The organism is Kitasatospora viridis (assembly GCF_007829815.1).
GTDB classification, from domain to species: Bacteria; Actinomycetota; Actinomycetes; order Streptomycetales; family Streptomycetaceae; genus Kitasatospora; species Kitasatospora viridis.
Genome location: NZ_VIWT01000001.1, coordinates 2,590,712 through 2,612,883 on the forward strand (window position 1 = coordinate 2,590,712; position 22,172 = coordinate 2,612,883).

The 22,172-nt window shown below is 71.6% G+C and carries 22 protein-coding genes; 11 read left to right on the plus strand and 11 right to left on the minus strand.

Going from position 1 to position 22,172, the window contains the following annotated elements:
• Window positions 1-354 precede the first annotated feature (354 nt).
• From FHX73_RS11445 to FHX73_RS11465, 5 genes are all read left to right on the plus strand, one after another.
• On the plus strand, window positions 355-1,089 hold the full coding sequence (locus FHX73_RS11445; RefSeq protein ID WP_145904918.1) for a response regulator transcription factor: 735 nt from the start codon (window positions 355-357) through the stop codon (window positions 1,087-1,089).
• Between the two features lie 73 nt (window positions 1,090-1,162).
• Window positions 1,163-2,209 (plus strand): LacI family DNA-binding transcriptional regulator, encoded by a 1,047-nt coding sequence (locus FHX73_RS11450; RefSeq protein WP_145904919.1) that lies wholly within the window; start codon window positions 1,163-1,165, stop codon window positions 2,207-2,209.
• A gap of 89 nt (window positions 2,210-2,298) precedes the next feature.
• Window positions 2,299-3,393 carry a S1C family serine protease gene (locus FHX73_RS11455; RefSeq protein ID WP_145904920.1) on the plus strand — a complete coding sequence of 365 codons (1,095 nt, stop codon included), beginning with the start codon at window positions 2,299-2,301 and terminating at the stop codon, window positions 3,391-3,393.
• 102 nt (window positions 3,394-3,495) lie between these two features.
• A complete protein-coding gene (locus FHX73_RS11460) occupies window positions 3,496-4,266 on the plus strand; it encodes a response regulator transcription factor (protein ID WP_145904921.1) in 771 nt (256 codons plus the stop codon).
• Between the two features lie 5 nt (window positions 4,267-4,271).
• Window positions 4,272-5,846, plus strand: a complete 1,575-nt coding sequence (locus FHX73_RS11465) for a HAMP domain-containing sensor histidine kinase (RefSeq protein ID WP_145904922.1) — start codon at window positions 4,272-4,274, stop codon at window positions 5,844-5,846.
• Here FHX73_RS11465 and FHX73_RS11470 read toward each other — a convergent pair.
• The 5 genes from FHX73_RS11470 to FHX73_RS11490 all read right to left on the minus strand — a co-directional run bounded on the left by FHX73_RS11470 (window position 5,819) and on the right by FHX73_RS11490 (window position 11,372).
• Window positions 5,819-7,129, minus strand: coding sequence for an ATP-binding protein (locus FHX73_RS11470; RefSeq protein WP_145908209.1), 1,311 nt, complete (start codon window positions 7,127-7,129; stop codon window positions 5,819-5,821). The genes FHX73_RS11465 and FHX73_RS11470 overlap by 28 nt on opposite strands.
• Before the next feature lie 58 nt (window positions 7,130-7,187).
• Window positions 7,188-8,768: an SCO6880 family protein gene (locus tag FHX73_RS11475; protein ID WP_246213466.1), complete on the minus strand. Its 1,581-nt coding sequence runs from the start codon at window positions 8,766-8,768 to the stop codon at window positions 7,188-7,190.
• A gap of 6 nt (window positions 8,769-8,774) precedes the next feature.
• Window positions 8,775-10,079, minus strand: a complete 1,305-nt coding sequence (locus FHX73_RS11480; protein ID WP_246213467.1) for a hypothetical protein — start codon at window positions 10,077-10,079, stop codon at window positions 8,775-8,777.
• Window positions 10,069-10,878 (minus strand): hypothetical protein, encoded by an 810-nt coding sequence (locus FHX73_RS11485; RefSeq protein WP_145904923.1) that lies wholly within the window; start codon window positions 10,876-10,878, stop codon window positions 10,069-10,071. Before FHX73_RS11485 ends, FHX73_RS11480 begins: the two co-directional genes overlap by 11 nt.
• 143 nt (window positions 10,879-11,021) lie before the next feature.
• Window positions 11,022-11,372: a hypothetical protein gene (locus FHX73_RS11490; protein WP_145908212.1), complete on the minus strand. Its 351-nt coding sequence runs from the start codon at window positions 11,370-11,372 to the stop codon at window positions 11,022-11,024.
• 405 nt (window positions 11,373-11,777) lie between these two features.
• On the opposite strand from FHX73_RS11490, the gene FHX73_RS11495 reads away from it, so the two are divergent.
• Entirely contained in the window at window positions 11,778-12,863 is a 1,086-nt protein-coding gene (locus FHX73_RS11495; protein ID WP_145904924.1) for an NlpC/P60 family protein, read from the plus strand.
• Between the two features lie 81 nt (window positions 12,864-12,944).
• The gene (locus FHX73_RS11500) at window positions 12,945-13,700 is read left to right on the plus strand and encodes a phosphatase PAP2 family protein (protein ID WP_145904925.1); all 756 of its coding nucleotides are present in this window, start codon (window positions 12,945-12,947) and stop codon (window positions 13,698-13,700) included.
• A 55-nt stretch (window positions 13,701-13,755) separates the two neighbouring features.
• Here FHX73_RS11500 and FHX73_RS11505 read toward each other — a convergent pair whose 3' ends face one another.
• Window positions 13,756-13,959 (minus strand): hypothetical protein, encoded by a 204-nt coding sequence (locus FHX73_RS11505; protein WP_145904926.1) that lies wholly within the window; start codon window positions 13,957-13,959, stop codon window positions 13,756-13,758.
• A 190-nt stretch (window positions 13,960-14,149) separates the two neighbouring features.
• On the opposite strand from FHX73_RS11505, the gene FHX73_RS11510 reads away from it, so the two are divergent.
• On the plus strand, window positions 14,150-15,025 hold the full coding sequence (locus FHX73_RS11510) for an SCO4651 family lipoprotein (protein WP_145904927.1): 876 nt from the start codon (window positions 14,150-14,152) through the stop codon (window positions 15,023-15,025).
• Window positions 15,026-15,192: 167 nt separating this feature from the next.
• Entirely contained in the window at window positions 15,193-15,429 is a 237-nt protein-coding gene (locus tag FHX73_RS11515) for a hypothetical protein (RefSeq protein WP_145904928.1), read from the plus strand.
• Here the strand turns inward: FHX73_RS11515 and FHX73_RS11520 are convergent.
• The gene (locus tag FHX73_RS11520) at window positions 15,407-15,763 is read right to left on the minus strand and encodes a metal-sensitive transcriptional regulator (RefSeq protein ID WP_145904929.1); all 357 of its coding nucleotides are present in this window, start codon (window positions 15,761-15,763) and stop codon (window positions 15,407-15,409) included. The genes FHX73_RS11515 and FHX73_RS11520 overlap by 23 nt on opposite strands.
• 275 nt (window positions 15,764-16,038) lie before the next feature.
• Between FHX73_RS11520 and FHX73_RS11525 the strand changes: the two genes are divergently transcribed.
• Together FHX73_RS11525 and FHX73_RS11530 are read left to right on the plus strand one after the other, a co-directional pair.
• Complete coding sequence (locus FHX73_RS11525; protein ID WP_145904930.1) at window positions 16,039-16,659, plus strand: DUF47 domain-containing protein; 621 nt, start codon at window positions 16,039-16,041, stop codon at window positions 16,657-16,659.
• 5 nt (window positions 16,660-16,664) lie between these two features.
• Entirely contained in the window at window positions 16,665-17,660 is a 996-nt protein-coding gene (locus tag FHX73_RS11530) for an inorganic phosphate transporter (RefSeq protein WP_145904931.1), read from the plus strand.
• Between the two features lie 131 nt (window positions 17,661-17,791).
• Here the strand turns inward: FHX73_RS11530 and pstB are convergent, their stop codons facing one another.
• The 4 genes from pstB to pstS form a co-directional block, all read right to left on the minus strand.
• Window positions 17,792-18,568 (minus strand): phosphate ABC transporter ATP-binding protein PstB, encoded by a 777-nt coding sequence (pstB, locus tag FHX73_RS11535; RefSeq protein ID WP_145904932.1) that lies wholly within the window; start codon window positions 18,566-18,568, stop codon window positions 17,792-17,794.
• Window positions 18,569-18,611: 43 nt separating this feature from the next.
• Window positions 18,612-19,691, minus strand: a complete 1,080-nt coding sequence (pstA, locus tag FHX73_RS11540) for a phosphate ABC transporter permease PstA (RefSeq protein WP_145904933.1) — start codon at window positions 19,689-19,691, stop codon at window positions 18,612-18,614.
• A complete protein-coding gene (gene pstC, locus FHX73_RS11545) occupies window positions 19,688-20,704 on the minus strand; it encodes a phosphate ABC transporter permease subunit PstC (RefSeq protein ID WP_145904934.1) in 1,017 nt (338 codons plus the stop codon). Before pstC ends, pstA begins: the two co-directional genes overlap by 4 nt.
• A 146-nt stretch (window positions 20,705-20,850) precedes the next feature.
• Window positions 20,851-21,993, minus strand: coding sequence for a phosphate ABC transporter substrate-binding protein PstS (gene pstS, locus FHX73_RS11550; RefSeq protein WP_145904935.1), 1,143 nt, complete (start codon window positions 21,991-21,993; stop codon window positions 20,851-20,853).
• Window positions 21,994-22,172: the final 179 nt, after the last annotated feature.

The window sequence follows — 22,172 nt, forward strand, 5'->3', positions numbered from 1 at the left end:
GAAGGTGAACCCGGACGGGTTCCGGTCGGTGCCGTGCCCCATGATGGACCGCCCGCCGCCCGGACCGGGAACGCCGCAGGCCAGGGCGGTCGCAGCGGGGGCGCACGACCCCGAATGCGAGCTCGGTCACCCGCGTCGCCCCCTTCGCCGGGCAGGCCGGTTCGGCTATTCTCTGAACGCAAGGGATCCGGGCAGAGTCGCCCCCGGGTCCTTTTGTGCTTTCAGGACACCCATCCGGACGTCCTTGCGAGTGGTAGCCCACCGTGCCGGAAGTCGCACAACGTCGTGCGATACCCCACCGTCCCGGCGCGGGCAGCCAGTAGGCCACGGAGAAGATAAGGGGACGCCCCGGGTATGAGCTCTCTCCTCCTGCTCACCAACGCGCTCCAGCCCTCGGCGGAGGTACTGCCGGCCCTGGGGCTGCTACTGCACCAGGTCCGGGTCGCCCCGGCCGAGGGATCGGCCCTGGTCGACACCCCGAGCGCCGACGTCATACTGGTCGACGGCCGCCGCGACCTGCCGCAGATCCGCTCGCTCTGCCAACTGCTGCGCTCCACCGGGGTCGGCTCCCCGCTGCTGCTGGTGGTGACCGAGGGCGGCCTGGCCGCCGTCACCGCCGAGTGGGGCGTCGACGACGTGCTGCTGGACACCGCCGGCCCCGCCGAGGTCGAGGCCCGGCTGCGGCTGGCGATCGGCCGGCAGCAGCAGGCGGTGGTGGACGACAGCCCGATGGAGATCCGCAACGGCGACCTCTCGGTCGACGAGGCCACCTACTCGGCGCGGCTCAAGGGCCGGGTGCTCGACCTCACCTTCAAGGAGTTCGAGCTGCTCAAGTACCTCGCCCAGCACCCCGGCCGGGTCTTCACCCGGGCCCAGCTGCTCCAGGAGGTCTGGGGCTACGACTACTTCGGCGGCACCCGGACCGTGGACGTGCACGTCCGCCGGCTGCGGGCCAAGCTCGGCGTCGAGCACGAGCAGCTGATCGGCACCGTGCGGAACGTCGGCTACCGCTTCGTCGTGCCCAACCAGGGCGAGAAGGGCGAGCGGGGCGGCGCCGAACAACCGGTGGGCCGCCCGGTCGAGGCCTGACCAGGCACGGGCCCGGGGGATGGTACCGGGCCCGGCCACTGGCCGATTGGACAAACACGCGTAGACTCCCCCCGTGGCCAAGGTGACGCGCGACGATGTAGCCCGACTGGCTGGGACCTCGACCGCGGTCGTCAGCTACGTGATCAACGACGGTCCCCGGCCGGTGGCGCCGGCGACCAAGGAGAAGGTGCTCGCCGCGATCGAGCAGCTCGGCTACCGGCCGAACAGCGTCGCGCAGGCGATGGCCTCCCGCCGGACCAACCTGATCGGCATGATCGTGCCGGACGCCCGGCAGCCCTTCTTCGCCGAGATGACGCACGCCGTCGAACGGGCCGCCTCGGACCGCGGCAAGCTGGTGCTGATCGGCAACTCCGACTACGTCGAAGACCGCGAGATGCACTACATCCAGGCCTTCCTCGGCATGCGGGTCTCGGGCCTGATCCTGGTCAGCCAGGGCGCGCCGCAGCGGGCCGCCAAGGAGTTCGCCGCGATGGAGGGCGCCAAGGTGGTGCTGCTGCACCGCCGCCCGGAGGCCGCGGACGACGTCTCGGTGGTCACCGACGACATCGGCGGCGCCGAGCTGGTGGTCCGTCACCTGCTGGAGGAGCACGGCCACCCGTACGTGGCCTGCTTCGGCGGCCCGGTGGACACCCCGGTGCCCGGCGACCCGGTCATCGACCACGTGGCCGGCTGGCAGCAGGCGATGGCCGCCGCCGGCCTGGACACCGACGCCCACCTGGTGGACGCCCCGTTCCACCGCTACGGCGCCTACGAGGTGGCGCTGCGGCTGCTGGCCTCGGCCGACCGGCCGCCGGCGGTCTTCTGCTCCACCGACGACCAGGCGATCGGCGTGCTGCGGGCCGCCCGCGAGCTGGGCCTGCGGGTGCCGGAGGACCTGGCGGTGGCCGGCTTCGACGACATCCCGGAGGCCGCGCTGGCCGACCCGCCGCTGACCACCGTGGCCAGCGAGCGCGAGGCGATGGCCCGGGCCGCGGTCGAGCTGGTGCTGGACGACTCGCTGATGGTGCCCGGCTCGGAAACCCAGCGGGTGCGCAAGTTCCCGTCCCGGCTGGTGGTGCGCCGCTCCTGCGGCTGCCCGGGTGAGCAGCGCGCAGAGTAACGGGCCTTTATGAGAAGCCAACAGGCTTCTCTGGTCGTTCTGACCCGGCTCTCATGAGACTCTCATCCGCCGGGCGGACGGTGTGGTCCATGAGCGAGCACCGCAGCACCGCAGATGAGTCGGGGTACCCGTTCCCGCCGAAGCCGGCCGGGGCACCTTCCGCTCACTACGACTACTTCGCGACGCCCGGCTCCGAGGGCCAGCCCTTCGGACCCGAGGCCCAGCCGACCACCGAGCCGATCGCGGCGTACGGCGGCGGCCCCGCCCACAAGGCCCGCAGCGGCTATCTGCGCGGCCGACTGGCCCTGGTCACCGCGGTCGCCGCGGTCGCCGCCGTACTCGGCGGGCTGGCCGGCGGCGCCTTCGCGGACGCCCGGCACGGCTCCGGTTCGACCACCGCCTCCTCCACCCTGGTCAGCCCGGTCTCCGACAAGAGCGGCGGCACGGCCGACGTGGCCGCCATCGCCGCCGCCGTCTCGCCCAGCGTCGTGCAGATCACCGTGCAGACCAACTCCGGCACCTCCACCGGCACCGGGATCATCCTCACCGCCGGCGGCCAGATCCTCACCAACTTCCACGTGATCTCCGGGGCGGTCAGCGAGGGCGGCCAGATCACCGTCGCCTTCCAGAACGGCGCCAAGACCTCCGGCACGGTGACCGGCACCGACAAGTCGCTGGACGTCGCGGTGATCACCGCCAGCGGTGTCAGCGGCCTCACCCCCGCCACCCTGGGCTCCTCGGCCGGCGTCTCGGTCGGCGACCCGGTGGTCGCCATCGGCAACCCGGACGGCCTCACCGGCACCGTCACCTCCGGCATCATCAGCGCCAAGAACCGCCAGGTCACCGTGCAGGTCGACGAGGGCAGCACGCGCGGCAACGGCGGCTTCGGCTACCCGTTCCTGCCCGGCTACGGCAACGGCAACGGCCCGAGCGCCGCCTCCGGCAGCACCGCGACCTACGCGGCCCTGCAGACCGACGCCGCGCTCAACCCCGGCAACTCCGGCGGCCCGCTGATCAACGCGACCGGCCAGGTGATCGGCGTCAACTCCGCGATGTACTCCGGCAGCGGGACCAACTCCAGCGCCACCTCCAGCCAGGCCGGCAGCGTCGGCCTCGGCTTCTCCATCCCGATCGACTCCGTCAAGCAGGTGCTGCCCAAGCTGCAGGCCGGCCAGACGCTGTAGGCCTCCGACCCGCAAACCGCCGATCCGTGCGGTCCGCACCGCACAATGGCAAGACCCCTACCCGACCGATCCCGCCGAGTCTCGAGAGAGGCAGCCCCGCCGATGACTCCCCCCGCCGACGACCGCACCCTTGCCGAACAGACCGCTCCCCCGGCGCGCCTGCTCGTGGTCGACGACGAGCCCGCCCTGCGTGACGCCCTGGAGAGCAGCCTGGCCTTCGAGGGCTACGAGGTGACCACCGCCACCGACGGCTACGAAGCGCTTGAGGTCGTCGAGCGCGACAAGCCCGACCTGGTGCTGCTCGACATCATGATGCCCCGGATGGACGGCCTCACCGCCGTGCGCCGGATGCGCTCGCGCGGCGACACCGCCCCGGTCCTGATGCTCACCGCGCGCGACGCGGTCGGCGACCGGGTCACCGGACTGGACGTGGGCGCGGACGACTACCTGGCCAAGCCGTTCGAACTGGACGAGCTGCTGGCCCGGGTCCGCGCCCTGCTGCGGCGCAACGCCCTGGCCACCGAGGCCGCCGCCCGGGCCACCGCCGTGGAGGACGACTCCGAGGTGCTCGCCTTCGCCGACCTGCGGATGAACACCGCGACCCGCGAGGTCACCCGGGACGGCCGCCCGGTCGAGCTCACCCGCACCGAGTTCATGCTGCTGGAGATGTTCCTGTCGCACCCGCGCCAGGTGCTGACCCGGGAACAGATCCTCAAGGCGGTCTGGGGATTCGACTTCGAACCGTCCTCCAACTCCCTCGACGTCTACGTGATGTACCTGCGCCGCAAGACCGAGCAGGGCGGCATGCCGCGGCTGATCCAGACGGTGCGCGGCGTCGGCTACGCGCTGCGGGCGCCGAGCACCGCGAACTGAGCACGATGAGCACTGAAGCGGTTTCACGGGGGCGGCTGTCGCGCTGGTACCACGACCGGTCGCTGCGCAGTCGGATGGCGATCCTGGCCTCGGTGGCGGTGGCGGTGGCGATCGCCATCTGCTCCACCGCGGCCTGGTTCTTCGCCAAGTCGCAGGTGTACCAGTTGCAGCAGGACACGCTGGCGGGGGCGCCGCTGGGGTTCCGTCCGTTGGAGCCGCTGGGTTCGGGCAACACGCCGGCCGCGGCCGCAGCCGACGCCCTGCACACCTACCAGGGCTACACGCCCCAGGAGCAGAGCGTGCTCGCCGGCAGCAACCGCTGGGACATGCAGGAGCTCAACGCCAACGGCATCGTCTTCGTCCCGGTCGGGCCGACACCACGGGCGGTCAAGCTCTACCAGAGCGACGAGGACCTGCTGAACGGCCCGGTGGGGAAGACCGTCTACCGGCTGGGCAGCTACACCGACGGCGAACCCGCGATGGTCCGGTTGACGGTGGTGGAGGTGAAACACCAACCGGCGCTGGTCATCACCGCCAGCTCCCTGACGAAGGTGGACAACTCCCTCCAACAGTTGGCCCTCATCCTCGTCGTGGTCGCCGCGGTCGGCGTGCTGATCGCCGGACTGGTCTGCCGGTTCGTCGCCCGGGCCGCGCTGCGTCCGGTGCACGACCTGACCGACGTGATCGAGCACATGGCCCGCACCGAGGAGGTCGGCACCACCATCCCGGTGCACGGCACGGACGAGATCGCCCGGCTCTCCTCCGCGTTCAACTCGATGTCCACCGCGCTGGCCAACTCGCGGGAGCGGCAGACCCGGCTGATCGCGGACGCCGGCCACGAGCTGCGCACCCCGCTGACCTCGCTGCGCACCAACGTGGACCTGATGATCCGCAGCGACGACACCGGACGTCCGCTGCCGGCCGCGACCAAGACCAAGCTGCTCGGCTCGATGAAGGCGCAGATGCAGGAGCTCACCGGCCTGATCGGCGACCTGCTGCAGCTCTCCCGGCCGGACTCGCCGCGCCCGGGCCAGAACGTCTCGGTGGTCGGACTGCACGAGATCGCCCAGCGGGCGGTGGAGCGCGGCAAGCTGCGCGGGCCCGGGCTGACCTTCGCGGTGGACCTGGAGCCCTGGTACACCCGGGCGGACGCGGCGGCCCTGGAGCGGGCCGTGATGAACCTGCTGGACAACGCGGTCAAGTACAGCCCGCCGGGCGGCACCATCGACGTGGGGCTGCACCACGGCCGGCTGACGGTCCGTGACCACGGGCCGGGCATCCCGGCGGACGAGCTGCAGTACGTCTTCGACCGGTTCTGGCGCTCGCCGTCCTCCCGGCAGCTGCCGGGGTCGGGGCTCGGGCTGTCGATCGTGGCGCAGACCGTGCAGGACAGCGGCGGCCAGGTCACCCTCGGCCCGGCGCAGGACGGCGGACCGGGCGCCCTGGCCGTGATCCGGCTGCCGGGTGCCTCCGAGCCGCCGCCGGCCGACACACCGTCAGCCCGCCCGTCAGATCACCCGTCAGATCACCCGGGGCAGGGCCAGGGCCCGGGTCAGACGCCGGGCTCCGCTTCCAGCTGACGCTCCGCCCGGATCCGCTCGGCGACCGCGTCCTCGGTCATGGCGCGGTCGGTGTAGACCAGGGGCCGTTCGGTGTCGGTGATGATGTGCTTCACCACCTGCACGTTGCCGTTGACGTCCCAGACGGCGATGCCCGGGGAGAGGGTGGGGATGATCTCCACCGCCCAGCGCGGTAGGCCGAGCACCCGGCCGGTGGCCCGGGCCTCGTCGGCCTTCTGCATGTAGATGGTCCGGGTGGAGGCCATCTTGAGGATCGCCGAGGCCTCCTTCGCCGCCGCGCCGTCCACCACGTCCGAAAGGTGGTGGACCACGGCGACGAAGGAGAGGCCGAGCCGGCGGCCGAACTTCAGCAGCCGCTGGAACAGCTGGGCCACGAACGGGCTGTTGATGATGTGCCAGGCCTCCTCGACCAGGAAGATGCGCTTCTTCCGGTCGGGGCGGATCCAGGTGTGCTCCAGCCAGACGCCGACGATCGCCATCAGGATCGGCATCGCGATCGAGTTGCGGTCGATGTGCGAGAGGTCGAAGACGATCAGCGGGGCGTCCAGGTCGATGCCGTCGGTGGTCGACCCGTCAAACATGCCGCGCAGGTCACCGTCGACCAGGCGGTCCAGCACCAGGGCCACGTCCAGGCCCCAGGACTGCACCTCCTCCGGGTCCACCCCCAGCGACTCGACCGAGGAGAGGTCGGGGCGGCGCAGCGTGTCGATGATGTCGCCGAGGATCGGCTGACGGTCCGTCACGGTGGCCCGGACGTGCGCGTGCGCGGCCTTCAGCGCGAAGCCGGCCCGCTCCTCCAGCCCGCGCCCCATCGCCACCTCGATGATGGTGCGCAGCAGCGAGAGCTGGCCGGTGGTGGTGATCGCCGGGTCCAGCGGGTTGAGCTTGACCCCGCCGTCGCGGGCCGCCATCGGGTCCAGCCGGACCGACTTTATGCCCAGCGCGTCGGCGATCAGGTTCCACTCGCCGACCCCGTCCTCGCCCTGCGCGTCCAGCACCACCACCTGGCGGTCGCGGAACCGCAGCTGGCGCAGGACGTAGGTCTTCTCCAGCGCCGACTTGCCGTTGCCGGACTCGCCGAGCACCAGCCAGTGCGGGGCCGGGAGTTGCTGGCCGTAGAGCTGGAACGGGTCGTAGACGTACCCCTTGCCGCTGTACACCTCGCGGCCGATGATCACCCCGGAGTCGCCGAGACCGGGCGCGGCGGTGGGCAGGTAGACCGCCTGCGCCTGGCCGGTGGAGGTGCGCACCGGCAGCCGGGCGGTCTCGACCTTGCCGAACATCAGGCTGGTGAACGAGTCGGTCAGGCTGCCGAGCGCCACGGCCGGCCCCCTTTGCGGATCAGCGGCGGATGCCGGTGGCGAACGGGAGGGTGTTGACGAAGGCGCGGTGGTGCTCCCGGTCGCACCACTCCAGCTTGAGGTAGCTCTTGCCGGCCGAGGCGCGGATGGTCCGCTTGTCCCGGGCCAGCGCCTCGGGGTTGCGCGAGGAGACCGTGATGTAGCCGACCAGGTTGACCCCGGCCGCGCCGGAGGCCAGGTCGTCGCCGCGCTGGTCCACCCGCCCGGTGTGGGCCAGGTCGCGCGGGTCCACGGTGCGGTTCATCTTGGCCGCCCGGCTGGCCTCGGCCTCGTCGTTGGTCTTCTCGGTGAGCATCCGCTCGATCGCCACGTCGGTGGGCTCCAGGTCCATGGTGACGGCGACGGTGCGGATCACGTCCGGGGTGTGCACCAGCAGCGGGGCCAGGAAGTTGACGCCGACCGGGGTGAGCGGCCACTCCTTGATCCAGGCGGTGGCGTGGCACCAGGGCTCCCGGGTCTGCGACTCCCGGGTCTTGGCCTGCAGGTACTGCGGCTGGGTCGCGTCCAGCTCGGCCGGCCAGGCGTTGCGCCGGCTCATCGCCTGGATGTGGTCGATCGGGTGGTCCGGGTCGTACATCGAGTGCAGCAGCGAGGAGAGCCGGGCCTCGCCCAGCGGCTGCCGGACCCGGATGTCGGCCTCGGCCAACCGGGCGCAGATGTCGGTGAGCTCACGGGCCATCACGGCGGCCAGGCCGTCGTCGTCCCGGCTGGAGCGGCCCTTGTCGTAGGCGTTGCGGCCCATCGCGTGGGCCTCGGAGGCCAGGTCGCGGGTGTAGTGCATGCAGGCCACCAGGTAGGCCCGGTGCTGCTCGGAGGAGGTGGAGACCATCGACTGCAGCTGGTCGTAGGAGTCGCGCAACCAGGCCGGCGCGCCCTGGTCGCCGCGCCGCTCCACGTCCTTGGCGTGCGCGTCCGGGTCGGCCGGCAGGGTGCGGGCCAGGATCTGCAGCCGGGTCACGAAGCCGTCCCCGTTGGCCACGTGCTTGAGCAGCGTGCCGAACCGGTCGACCAGCGCCTCCTGGTCCTCCGAGTCGCGCAGCCCGACGCCCGGACCCTCGATCTCGATCGCCGCGGTCACCGTGCGGCGTTCCAGGTGCATCAGCACCCCGACCTCGTCCGGGCCGAACGGCGCGCTCAGCCAACGCTGCCGGCCGACCCCGGGCGGCGGGCCGACCTCGATCTCCCGGCCGTCGAACCGGGTGCCGGCGTCCATCGCGGTGGACTGCCAGAGGCCCCGCCCCGAGCGAACGGTGCGCCGGTAGGTCCGGTTGATCTCCACCCACTTGTAGAAGGTCCGGCGCCGGTAGGGCAGGTAGACCGCGGCGATGGCCAGCAGCGGGAAGCCGACCAGGCCCGCGATGCGCAGCGGCAGCACCGGCAGCAGCAGGCCCCAGAGCATGCCCAGGAAGGCGCCGAAGATGATCAGGACGATCTCTCCGGACTCGCGGTTGCGCCCGATCGGCGCGTTCGGCCGGGACTTGCCGATCAGGTAGGTGCGGCGCTGGTGGATGTACGGCTGGGCGTACTGCCCCCCGTACTGGCCGAGCGGTTCGCTGCTCAAGGTGCGTCACCCTCCCTTCGCTGGGTTCTGAGCTGGTGGCTGGGCCGGCGGCGCGGCGGGTGGCGGCGGGGCGGCCGGGGTCCGCGAGGCGTGCGCGGCGATCCCCGTGGCCACCGAGCCGCCGCCCGAGCCGCTGCCCCCACTGGCGTTCGCGGTCTCCGCGGAACCGCGCGAACCGTGCGTCGAGATGCCCTGCTTGACCAGGTTCGCCGGCCCGTTGATCATCGCCTGCCCGGCGCTGACCGCGCTGGCCCGGGCGTGCCGCAGCTGCATCATCTCGTCGCCGAAGCCGGGCACGAACCGGTAGATCGCGCTGCTCGCGAAGATCGACAGGAAGAGGATCGCCAGGCCCGCCAGCACCCGCGAGAAGTCGTCCGAGGCACCGGCGCTGCCGGCCACCGCCTGGGCCAGCCCGAGGATGATCACGATCACCGGCTTGGCCAGGTCGATCGCCGCCATCAGCCCCGCCCAGCGGCGCACGTGCTTCCACAACTGCTTGTCCACCAGCCCCGCGTACACCGCGGTGCCGAGCAGCGCTCCCACGTACAGCATCGCGGTGCGCACCCACAGCTCGATCCACAGCACCACCGCCGCCAGCACGGCCACCAGCGAGACCAGCACCAGGATCAGCGGCCCGCCGCCGATCGTGCCGTGCTCCAGGGTGTCCGCGAACCCGCTCAGGTAGCCGCTGGTACCGGACTTGGTGCCGGCCGCGATCGCCGCCGTCAGCCCGTCCGTCGCGCCCACCAGCGTGTACAGGCACAGCGGGGTGAAGGCCGAGGCGATCACGGTCAGCCAGAGGAACCCGATCGCCTCCGAAAACGCCTGGCTCAGCGGCACCCCGCGCACCGCCCGCTTGGTCACCGCCAACAACCACAGCACCAGGGTCAGCACCGAGGACGCCGCGAACACCACCGCGTACTGGGTCAGGAAGTCGGTGTTGGTGAAGTCCACCTGCGTGGTGCTGTCGATCACCGACGACAGGTTCCGCACCACCCACGCCGCCGCCTGCGCACACGCCCGCGCCAGCGAACCGAGCGGATCGGTCACCGAACCGACGGTGCCGGAGCCGGGCAGCGAGCCGGAGCCGCCGCCCTGGGCGCAGTACACGTCGCTGCCGGGCAGCGGCAGCACGTTGCACGGGCTGGAGCTCGGGCCGGGCGAACCGCTCGGCGAGGCCGGTGCGCTCGGGCTGGGCGCCGCGAAGGCGCGTTGGGCGGCCAGCAGGGCGGCGAGCTGGAGGCCCGCCAGGACCGTACCGAGGCGTCCCGCGCGCCGGAGCCGGGAGCCTTCGCGTGCGTCAGCGGGCATAGCGGAAGCCTCCGAACTGCTGGACGGCGCCGGTGATCTGATCGGCCGTTGCGGCCTGCTGGTCGGCCGGCAGCGGGACCGGGCCGTTCTGCCGGCTCAGGTCGGACACCTTCCAGTCCCCGCCGGTCCAGTGCAGCGAGATGGTGAAGGTGAACCAGCTCGCGGTGACCGGCTTGGTGGAGTTCTGACCGGCCAGGCCGGTCATCGCGGCGCACCAGACGTCCACCTTCGCGGTGTCGGCGGCGTAGGTGTCGGTCTTGCTGCCGATCGGCACGGTGCGGCTGACGAAGGTCAGGTCCACCGGCGGGTTGCCGTGCGCGTCGAGGCCGAGCCCCGCCAGCACGGCCGGGCCGGCGGCCTGGTCCAACACCCCCCGCAGCCCCCCCACCGCCGCCGGGTCCGCGATGGTGTCGAGTATCCGCCCCCGCCCGTCGGCCCGGAACATGTCGGCGCCGCCGAGCGCCACCGCGTAGTTGGCGGCGGCGGACTGGGCGCCTTCCTCGGTGTCGGGGTAGCCGGTGCCGATGCCGTTGCTGGTGGTGGTGACCGGTGTCTGGCCGGTGGCCGCGGTGGCGGCGGCGGGCGGGGCGGCGCCGGGGTGCTGGGTGCCGCCGGTGCCCGATGGGCCGTCACTTCCGCTGTTGGCGATGGAGATGGCCACCACCAGCAGGGTGACCACCACCAGGACGGTCAACAGGGTGCGCAGCGGCCGGGGCTGACGGACCGGCGGCTGGCCGTGTCCGGGGTCGCCGACCGGCAGCCGCGTGCGGGTGTGCGGCTGGTCGTCGGGCAACGGCACGGCGGCCCTCCTGGGACGGGGAGCCGGCGAGCGGGCTCCAGCGGGGTGTTCCGGTCGTCACGCCCCGTCGGCGGCGGCCCGGGACGCGGCGGTGGGCCGACCCGGCCGCGCCTCGGCGGCGAGCCCGGCCGACTGTCTGATCGTCAGATCGCCATGCCGTAGACAATGGTGAACAGGGTGCCGAGGGATCCGATGATGAACACGCCGGTCAGCCCGGCGACGATCAGTCCCTTGCCCTGTTCGGCGCTGAACGTGTCGCGCAGCGCGGTGGCGCCGATCCGTTGCTTGGCCGCGCCCCAGACCGCGATCGCCAGGCAGGCGAGGATCGCCACCGCCATCACGACCTCGACCATGATCCGGGCTTCCGAGCCGAGCGTGCTGAACGGCCCCCAGTCCGGGGCGATCCCGCCGATGATGGTGTCGATGTTGCCCTTGGTCGACCCCGGCGACGGCGCCGGCGACGGGTCCGCCAGCAGGGCGCCCGTGCGTCCCATCACGACGCTGCCCACGCTGCTCAATGTGTCACTCACGTGCATTTCCTGTCTCACCGCCCGATCCAGGCAATTGAAGATCCCGCCCTGCCACTGCGCGAAGGGCCGAGTCCTATTCTTGGCCGGATCTGATGTCGCTTTGGCTACTTCTGGAGGATTGGTCGCGAGGCAAGGGACACGTTTGCCAGGATGTCCACTGTAAGAAGGATAGCGCTCACTCTTTGTATCTCCGATGATTGCGCTGAGCAACGCCTTGCAGCAGACTGGCGGTGGTGTCGGCCGTTCGACTTGGCGCGTGCGGGGGGCATATGCGATCCGGTGCCGCGCCGGAGGCTCCTGCCCGAGGCCCGAACCATTCGGTCCGCCCTTCGGACACAAGCACTCTGACACTGCATCGGGATGGTGCTGATGGTACTCCGGAACGGCCCGCGAGCGGCCATCGCGGCGGGAGCTCTTGGGGCGGGATTCCTGCTCCTGATCGGCCTCGGCACCTACGCGGCCAGCGGCGTCCCGCAGACCACCGACGGCTCCGGTCTGGGCCTGGCGCCCGGCACCGTGCCGGCCGCCTACCAGGCGCTGATCCAGCAGGCCGGCACCGGCACCTGCGCCCAGGTCACCGCCCCGCTGCTGGCCGCCCAGCTGTACCAGGAGAGCGGCTTCAACCCGAACGCGGTCAGCCCGGTGGGCGCGCAGGGGATCAGTCAGATCATGCCGGCCACCTGGGCCCAGTACGCGGTGAACAACTGGCAGAACCCGTGGGACCCGAGCCAGGCGATCCCGATGGCCGCACACATCGACTGCGAGTACGCGAAGGACGTGGCCTCGGTCCCGGGCGACCCGCAGGCCAACATGCTGGCCGCCTACAACGCGGGCACCGACGCGGTGTTGCGCTACCAGGGCGTGCCGCCGTACTCCGAGACCCAGTCCTACGTGAAGTCGATCCTCGCGCTGGCCCGCACCTTCACCGCCGCGAGCGCCCCCGTCGACGTCTCCGCGCAGGCCTCCGGCGCGATCTACTTCGCCCAGTCCAGGCTCGGCACCCCGTACGAGTGGGGCGGCGACGGCGCGGACGGCCGGTTCGACTGCTCCGGCCTGACCATGATGGCCTTCCGGAGCGTCGGCATCGAGCTCCCCCGGGTGGCCAACGACCAGTGGAACGCCGGCCAGCACCCCAGCCGCGACCAACTCCGGCCCGGCGACCTGGTGTTCTTCGCCACCGACCTGACGGATCCGCGCAGCATCCACCACGTCGGCATCTACGTCGGCGGCGGCTACATGATCGACGCCCCGCACACCGGCGCGGTGATCCGCTACGACACCATCGATCAGAAGGAGTACTTCGGCGCGACCCGGGTCACCCCGGACGGCGCGGCCGCGCTGCCCAGCCGCAACCCGGACGGCACGATCAGCGGCGGCTCGGCCCTGGACGGGCGCGGCAACAGCACCCTGGCGGGCGCCGCGAGCCCGTCCCCCGGTGCCACCCGCACGCCCTGACGGAGTGCCAGTTCGGGTACACCGGTTCCAGTAGGCTGCAACCGCACAGGACAGGTCGCCACCCACCACAGGAGGTACGGCGTGTCACAGCCGCTGGCCGGCCCCGGCAACGGCAACCCCGACCTCGAACTGCTCTACACCGTCAACGGGTGGGCCAAGTCGGCCCCGGGCTGGCTGGACTCGCTGGTCTCCTGGATCGGCGAGTACGGCATCCTGCTCGGCCTGCTGGCCCTGTGCCTGGTCGGCTGGCTGCTGGCCCGCCGCCGACCGGACGCGCCCGCGGCGGTCGCCGGGGTGCTCTGGGCCCCGCTCTCGGTGGCCCTGGCGGAGCTGGCCAACCTGCCGATCTCCGCGATCGTGGACCGGCCCAGACCCTTCGTCAGCCACCCCGGCCTGATCGTGCTGGTGGCCGGCAAGGCCGGCACCCACTCCTTCGTCAGCGACCACTCGACCATGTCGATGGGGATCGCGATCGCGCTCTTCCTGGTGAACCGGCGGCTCGGGGCGGTCGCCGGCGCGCTGGCCCTGCTGCAGGGCTTCTGCCGGCTCTACCTGGGCGTGCACTACCCGACCGACGTGCTCGGCGGCTACGCGCTGGCGGCGGCCGTGGTGCTGCTGCTGGCCCCGATCGCGATGGCCGTGCTGGTGCCGCTGTGCCACGCCGTCGCGCGGACCGCGGCGGCCCCGCTGGTGACCGCCGGTCCGTCGGGCCCGGGCGGTGGCCGCGGGGCGCGCCGGCGGCGGCGCGGGGGCGGGCCGGCCTCCGCGGAGCAGCCGCCCGCGCTGGGGGCGGCGCCCGGCCGCCAGCCCGGCGGGGAGTCCGACCTGGCCGCCTGACCCGGCGTCAGGCAGGGCGGGTGCCCGCGGGCGGCTCGGCTCAATCCGGCTCGGCTCAGTCCGGCTCGGCGAGGTGCTCCGCGACGTCCCGGCGGGCCTTGTCCCGGGAGCGGCGACCGGGGGCGAACCAGCCGCAGTCGCAGACCGCGAAGGCGAAGGCGCCGCGCTCGGTGACCTCCGCCCGGTGGCCGCCGGGCGGCTCCGGGCCCACCGCGGGGCCCAGCTCGCCCGGTTCCGGTCCGGTTGCTCGCGCCGACACGCGGCCCACGGTAACCCACCCGGATGAACGCCCCCGCCCCCGGCGCGTGGCCGTCCGGCGCACGCCGGGTGGCGCGTAACCCCCGGTTCCCGGGCTCGTTCTCGGCAGTACCGGCCCCGCCCACCCAGGGGCGGCGGCCCGCCGGTTCGCCGGCCCGAGGGGGTTGATCACCATGGGGGTCCCGTTCACCATGACGACGTCGCGCCGTGCCCGGCTCCTCGCCCCCGCGGCCGCCGCGCTGCTGACCGCCGCGCTGGCCGGCTGCGGTGCGGCCGCCGGCGGTTCCGGTGACGCCGGTTCGGCGGGCCAGAGCCCGGTCGCGGACAAGCTGTCGGACGACCCGGCCACCGCGGTGCGCAACGCCCCCGACATCACCGGCCACGCCGGCTCGGTGCAGGCCACCACCCAGCTGACCACCGCGGCGGGCGACAAGAAGGCCTCGTTCACCGGCGGCGGCCCGTACGACTACGCGAAGCGGATCGGCCGGCTGGAGGTGCAGGTGCCGCCGGGCGCGGCGACCAGCGGCCCGGTGGTCGAGGTGTACGAGCCCGGCATCGTCTTCCTGCAGAACAGCGGCGCCAAGGTGCCGCCCGGCAAGTGGGTCAAGCTGGACGTCCGCCAGCTCGCGGACGGCAACCTGATCAGCAACGGCGCCACCGACCCGGCCACCGCCGCCGCGGCGCTGCGCGGGGTGCAGCAGGCCACCCTGGTCGGCGACGAGACGGTGGACGGGACGCCGCTGAAGCACTACAAGGGCACCCTGGACCTGGCCAAGGCGGCCGACGCGGCCGGCGGCCAGGCCGGCTACGGGCTGCAGATGGCGGCCGCCACCTTCACCGTCAAGGCGGTGCCGTTCGACGCCTGGCTGGACGCCCAGGGCCGGCTGCACAAGGTGACCGAGCTCTTCTCCTTCGCCGGGGTGGCCGGCTCCAAGGACGCGAAGGACCAGGTGCAGGTCACCTCCACGGTCTCGCTCGCCGGCTTCGGCACCGCGGTCTCGGTCGCCGAGCCGGCCGCCGCCGACGTGGTGGAGCTGAAGGACAACGGTTCGCCCTCGCCCAAGTGACCGCCCGTCGGCTGACCCGTCGTCAGCGGGCGCACGGTCGGCCACCCGACTGTGCGGCAGAGATGGCCCGTCCGTGCCATGGGGCTGGCGGCCGGGCACTCTCTAGGCTGGGGTGGCGAGGGTGGCGGCCGCCCCGCCTCCCGGGCGCGCTGAAGGGGTGGTGCTGGGTGTCGTCCTCGGCGGATCGCACGTTCGGCCAGGAGAGCGCGGCCCTCGACGAGATCGAGCTGGCCGGTGAGCTGATGATCGCCGCAACCGACAGCAGCGCCGAGCGGCTGCCCACCGACCGGATCGACGAGGTGCTGCTGCGCCGGCCGCCCGGCGCCGTGCCCGGCGAGCCGGCGCCCTCCGGCTCGGGCGACGCCCCCGACGACGGCCGGGTCAGCTCCGCAGCAGCCGACTGATCGCCGCCATCGCCTCGGTGACCTTCTCGTCCATCGCCGGCCCGCCCTCCTCGATGGCCTCGGCCACGCAGTGGCCCAGGTGCTCCTGGAGCAGCGCCAGGGCGAACGACTGCAGCGCCTTGGTGGTGGCCGAGACCTGGGTGAGGATGTCGATGCAGTAGACGTCCTCCTCCACCATCCGCTGCAGGCCGCGGGCCTGACCCTCGATCCGGCGCAGCCGCTTGAGGTGGTCGGCCTTGTTCTTGCTGTAGCCGTGCGGGCCGTGCCCGCCGTGGGCGTGGGCGCCGGGCGCCTGCTGCGCGTCGTCGGCGTCGTGGGCCTCGGTCGTCGTCATGCCCCCAGTCTCCCGCACCGTGGACCGCGGCGGGGTTCCCCCGTCCGGGGGGCTGATGGTGATCGCCGGTGCAGGACGGGGGCCAACGGGCCGCCGTTCCGTCAGACTGTGGGTCTACGCCCGTCGACCGGTGCTGGGCGCTCCGGCCCGTCTCCGTCACCGGCGCACCCAGTGGAAGGGGAGCATCCGGTTCCTCCTCCCGCACCCCGTTTGCACAACCCTGACGCCGAACACCTAGCATCGTTCAGTCCGTCCCCCGCACATCGGAGATCTCCGTGCGTTTTAGCCTGACCCCGAAGGAGACGAGCTTCTACGACATGTTCGCCGCGGCCGCGGAGAACCTGGTCGTCGGGTCGAAGCTCCTGCTGGAACTGCTGGGTTCAGACGTGTCAGCCCGCGCGGAGATCGTCGAGCGCATGCGCGCCGCCGAGCACGCCGGCGACGACACCACCCATGCGATCTTCCACCAGCTGAACTCCTCGTTCATCACCCCGTTCGACCGCGAGGACATCTACAGCCTGGCCTCCTCGCTCGACGACATCATGGACTTCATGGAGGAAGCGGTCGACCTGGTCGTCCTCTACGACATCCAGACCCTGCCCAAGGGCGTCGAGCAGCAGATCGAGGTGCTGGCCCGGGCCGCCGAGCTCACTGCCGAGGCGATGCCCCGGCTGCGCAGCATGTCGAACCTCAACGAGTACTGGATCGAGGTCAACCGCCTGGAGAACCAGGCCGACCAGATCCACCGCAAGCTGCTGGCCCACCTGTTCAGCGGTCAGTACGAGGCGATCGAGGTGCTGAAGCTCAAGCAGGTGGTGGACGTCCTGGAGGAGGCCGCTGACGCGTTCGAGCACGTCGCGAACACGGTGGAGACCATCGCCGTCAAGGAGTCCTGAACCGCGTGGACATGGCAGCACTCATCGCCGTCATCGGCGTTGCCTTCTTCTTCACCTACACCAACGGCTTCCACGACTCGGCGAACGCCATCGCCACCTCGGTCTCCACCCGGGCGCTCACCCCCAGGGCCGCGCTCGCGATGGCCGCGGTGATGAACCTGGCCGGTGCCTTCCTCGGCAGCGGGGTGGCCTCGACCGTCTCCAAGGGCCTGATCGAGACCCCGCACGGCTCCAAGGGCATGACGATCCTGTTCGGGGCGCTGGTCGGGGCGATCGTCTGGAACCTGATCACCTGGTACTTCGGCCTGCCGTCCTCCTCCTCGCACGCGCTCTTCGGCGGCCTGGTCGGTGCGGCGCTGGCCGGCGGCACCGGGGTGTTCTGGCACGGCGTGGTGGAGAAGATCATCCTCCCGATGGTGATCTCGCCGATCGTCGGACTGGTGGTCGGCTACCTGGTGATGCTGGCCATCCTGTGGATCTTCAAGCGGGCCAACCCGCACCGGGCCAAGCGCGGCTTCCGGGTCGCGCAGACCGCCTCGGCCGCCGCGATGGCGCTGGCCCACGGCCTGCAGGACGCCCAGAAGACGATGGGCGTGGTGGTGATGGCGCTGGTCATCTCGGGCCACCAGCACGGCAACGGGATCCCGATCTGGGTCAAGGTCTCCTGCGCCGCGATGCTCTCGCTGGGCACCTACGCGGGCGGCTGGCGGATCATGCGCACCCTGGGCCGCAAGATCATCGAGCTCGACCCGCCGCAGGGCTTCGCGGCCGAGTCCACCTCCGCGGCGATCATGTACATCACCTCGTACGTCTACAAGGCCCCGATCTCCACCACCCACGTGATCACCGCGGCGATCATGGGCGTGGGCGCCACCAAGCGGGTCCGCGCGGTCCGCTGGGGCGTGGCGAAGAACATCGTGCTCGGCTGGTTCATCACCATGCCGGCGGCCGGCCTGGTCGCGGCACTCGTCTACTGGATCACCGACCTCGCGGTCGGCTGACCCGCCGTCATCCCCCCGGCGCCCGGCCCGGAAAGGGCGAAGGGCCCGCCCTCGCGTCCCGAGGGCGGGCCCTTCCTCATGCCCCGCGGCGGCACCGCCATGCAGCGCCGCGGGGCAGTTCCTGGTCCGGCTCAGCCGAAGCGGCCGGAGATGTAGTCCTCGGTCGCCTGCACGGACGGGTTGGAGAAGATCCGCTGGGTGTCGTCCAGCTCGATCAGCTTGCCCGGCTGGCCGACCCCGGCCAGGTTGAAGAAGGCGGTGCGGTCGCTGACCCGGGCCGCCTGCTGCATGTTGTGGGTCACGATCACGATGGTGAAGCGCGACTTGAGCTCGCCGATCAGGTCCTCGATCGCCAGCGTGGAGATCGGGTCCAGCGCGGAGCAGGGCTCGTCCATCAGCAGCACCTGCGGCTCGACCGCGATCGCCCGGGCGATGCACAGGCGCTGCTGCTGACCGCCGGACAGGCCCGCACCCGGCTTGTTCAGGCGGTTGTGGACCTCCTTCCAGAGGTTGGCGCCCTTCAGCGACTGCTCGACGATGCCGTCCAGCACCGACTTCTTCCGCACGCCGGCCAGCTTGAGGCCAGCCGCCACGTTGTCGTAGATCGACATGGTCGGGAACGGGTTCGGGCGCTGGAAGACCATCCCGACGGTGCGGCGCACCGCCACCGGGTCCACCCCGGTGCCGTACAGGTTCTCGTCGTCCAGCAGGACCTTGCCCTCGACCCGGGCGCCGGGGATCACCTCGTGCATCCGGTTGAGGGTGCGCAGGAAGGTGGACTTGCCGCAGCCGGAGGGGCCGATGAAGGCCGTCACCGAGCGGGGCTCGATGGTCATCGAGATGTCCTCGATGGCCTTGGTCCCCCCGTAGAAGGCCGACAGTCCGCTGACGTCGATGCGCTTCGCCATGATCTTTCTTCTTCTCTCGTCTGTTCGTTCGTCAGTCGGACGGTCAGTGGCCGGTCTTGGGCGAGCGCCAGCGGGCGATGCCGCGGGCCACCAGGTTGAGCGCCATCACGAAGGCGATCAGGACCAGTGCGGCACCCCAGGCCCGGGCGTACCCGAAGCTGTTGTTGACCTGGGCGTACTGCTGCCAGATGTAGACCGGGAGGTTCATCTGCGGATCCTGGAACGGGTTCGGGTTGATCGAGTCCGAGACGAAGACCAGCATCATCACGGGCGCGGTCTCACCGGTGATGCGGGCCACGGCCAGCATCACACCGGTGGTGATGCCGCCGATCGCGGTCGGCAGCACGATTCGCAGGATCGTCTTCCACTTCGGCACGCCCAGCGCGTAGGAGGCCTCGCGCAGCTCGTTCGGGACGAGCTTGAGCATCTCCTCGGTGGACCGCACCACCACCGGCATCATCAGGATGGACAGCGCCAGGCTGCCCGAGAAGCCGGAGTAGTTGAACCCGAGGGCCAGGTTCCAGACGGAGAGGATGAACAGACCGGCGACGATCGACGGGATGCCCGTCATGACGTCGACGAAGAAGGTGACCACCTTGGCCAGTCGGCCCCGGCCGTACTCGACCAGGTAGACGGCGGTCAGCAGACCGATCGGAGCGGCGATCGCGGTGGCCAGGCCGACCTGCTCCAGGGTGCCGAGCAGGGCGTGGTAGACGCCGCCGCCCGGACCGGACTGGAGCACCCCGCGCATCGAGTGGGTGAGGAAGTCGCCGTTCACCACGCCGGCGCCCTGCTGCACGGTGTAGACCAGCAGCGAGACCAGCGGGACCACGGCGAGGATGAAGGCCACCCAGACCAGCGAGGTGGCCAGCCGGTCCTTCGCCTGCCGGACGCCCTCGACCTTGGCCGAGAGGCCGAAGCTCAGCACCACGTAGAGCAGTGCGGCGATCAGGCCCCACTGGATGTGGCTGGCCAGACCGGCGCCGGCGCCGATCCCGCAGCCCAGCGCGATGGCCAGCACGGCCACCCCGGCGGGCGCCCAGCGCGGCAGCTTGGCGGCGGTGAGCTGGAGGTTCAGCCCGGGGACCGGGGTCCGGTCCGAGACGGAAGTCGCGGTGCTCATGCGTTCGCCCCCGAGTACTCCTTGCGGCGGGCGATGATCAGCCGGGCCGCACCGTTGACCAGCAGGGTGATGACGAACAGCACCAGGCCGGAGGCCATCAGCGCGTCCGTGCCGAGCTTGCCGGCCTCACCGAACTTCAGCGCGATGTTCTGCGCGAAGGTGCCGCCGCCCGCGTCCAGCAGGTGCAGCGAGAGCTTGTCGCTGGCCGACAGCACGGTGGCGACTGCGATGGTCTCGCCGAGCGCACGGCCAAGGCCCAGCATCGAGGCCGAGATGATGCCCGGGCGGCCGAACGGCAGCACCGCGGTGCGGATCATCTCCCAGCGGGTGGCGCCCAGCGCCAGCGCCGCCTCCTCGTGCATCCGCGGCACCTGGCGGAACACCTCGCGGCTGACCGCGGTGATGATCGGCAGCACCATGATCGCGAGCAGGATGCCCACGGTGAACAGGTTGCGGGCGGGGGCACCGGCCTGGCTGACCTTGAAGATGTAGGTCCAACCGAGGTACTGGTTCAGCCAGGCGTTCAGGCCGGCCATGTGCGGCACCAGGAAGAGCGCGCCCCACAGGCCGTAGATGATGCTCGGGACCGCGGCCAGCAGGTCCACCAGGTAGGCGAACGGCTGGGCGATCCGGCGCGGCGCGTAGTGCGAGATGAACAGCGCGATCCCGATCGCCACCGGAACGGCGATCAGCATCGCGATCGCCGCGCTGACGATGGTGCCGAAGGCCAGCACGGCGATGCCGAAGCTGGGCTTCAGGATGTTGTCCGGGTCCCACTCGAAGGTGGTGAGGAAGTTGGACTTGTCCTTGCTGAGCGCGATCCCGCTGCGGTAGAGCAGGAAGCCCGCGATGGCGGCCATGATGACCAGCAGCAGGACGCCGGAGCCGGTCGAGAGGAAGCGGAAGACGCGGTCGCCCAGGCGGCCGCTGCCCCGCAGCGAGGACGGCTGCCCCGATGAGGAGCTGGACGCTGCGGGCCTGTCCCTGGGGAGGTCAGGGGGTGCGGAAGTCATGAGGTTCTACTCCGGTCTGGCGGCGCTGCCCCCCGCGGGGAGCGGCACCATGGCGGCGGTGCCCCGGAAGAGCGGTGTGGTCGGACGAGGTGGTGCGGTGCGGGCGGCCCCCTCCCCCTGAGGGGGCCGCCCGCGGTGACCGGTCGTCAGGCGAGGTTGCCGATCGCGGCCTTCACCTTGGTGCTGATGGCCGACGGCAGCGGCACGTAGCCCTTGGTCGCGATGGCCTGCTGGCCGGCGTCGCTGATGGTGTAGTTCAGGAAGGACTTCAGGCTGTCCAGGGTGGCCGGGTTGTTGCCCTTGTCGCAGGCGACCTCGTAGGTGACCAGGACGATCGGGTAGGCGTTCTCGGCCTTGGTGCCGTAGTCCAGCTGCAGCGCCAGGTCGTTGCCGGTGCCGACCACGGTGGAGTTGCCCAGGGTGATCGCGGCGTTGGCGGCGGTCGGGTCGACGGCCTTGCTGGCGCCGGTGGAGATCGAGGCGCTGGAGAGGTTGTTGATCTGGGCGTACGACAGCTCGACGTAGCCGATGGAGCCCTTGGTGGCCTTGATCTGCGAGGCGACGCCGGCGCTGCCGGCGGCCGACTGACCGCCCTGACCCGCCCAGGTCTTGCTCGGCGCGGCGGTCCAGGCGCCGTTCGAGGTCTTGGCGAAGTACGAGGTCAGGTTGTAGCTGGTGCCCGAGTCGTCCGAGCGGTGGAAGGTCGTGATCGCGGTGTCCGGCAGGGTGACGCCCGGGTTCAGCGCGGCGATCGCCGGGTCGTTCCACTTGGTGATGGCACCGTTGAAGATCTTCGCGGTGGTCGGGCCGTCCAGGGTCAGGTGGCTGACGCCGTCCACGTTGTAGACGATCGAGACCAGGCCGGCGACCATCGGCAGGTCGATCGCCTGGCCACCGCCGGTGCAGACCGCCTTGGAGGCGTCGACGTCGGCCGGCTTCAGCGCGAAGTCGGTGCCCGCGAAGGCGACCTTGCCCTGGTTGAACTGCGCGACACCGGCGCCGGAGCCGACACCGTTGTAGTTCAGCGTGGTGCCGGAGCAGGCGGCGCCGTAGGCGTTCTTCCACACGTCGATGGCGTTGCCCTGCGCGGTGGAACCGGCGGCCAGCAGGTTGGCCTGCTTGCTCGCGCAGGCGATCGCGGCGGCCTGGCTGGCGCTACCGCTCGCGGTCGAGTTGCTGCTGGTGCTGTTGTTGTTGTCCGAGCCGCAGGCCGCGAGCGACAGCGAGCTGACGAGCGCCACGGCACCGATCGCGAGGGCCTTGGTGCGGCCGTTCCGCTGGAGCTTCACAGGGTGTCCCTTTCTTTGGCACAGTCCGCGCGGCCCTGCCACGTGCAGGTGGCCGGCATGGACCTTGCTGTGGTCCGGGGCCTCGCCGGCCCTCCGGTAGGACCGAAGTTAAGCCGGGTAGGTGACGCATCAGCCGGTCGGAAGTGAACGGAGAGTGAACCTCGAACGGATGCCAGGAA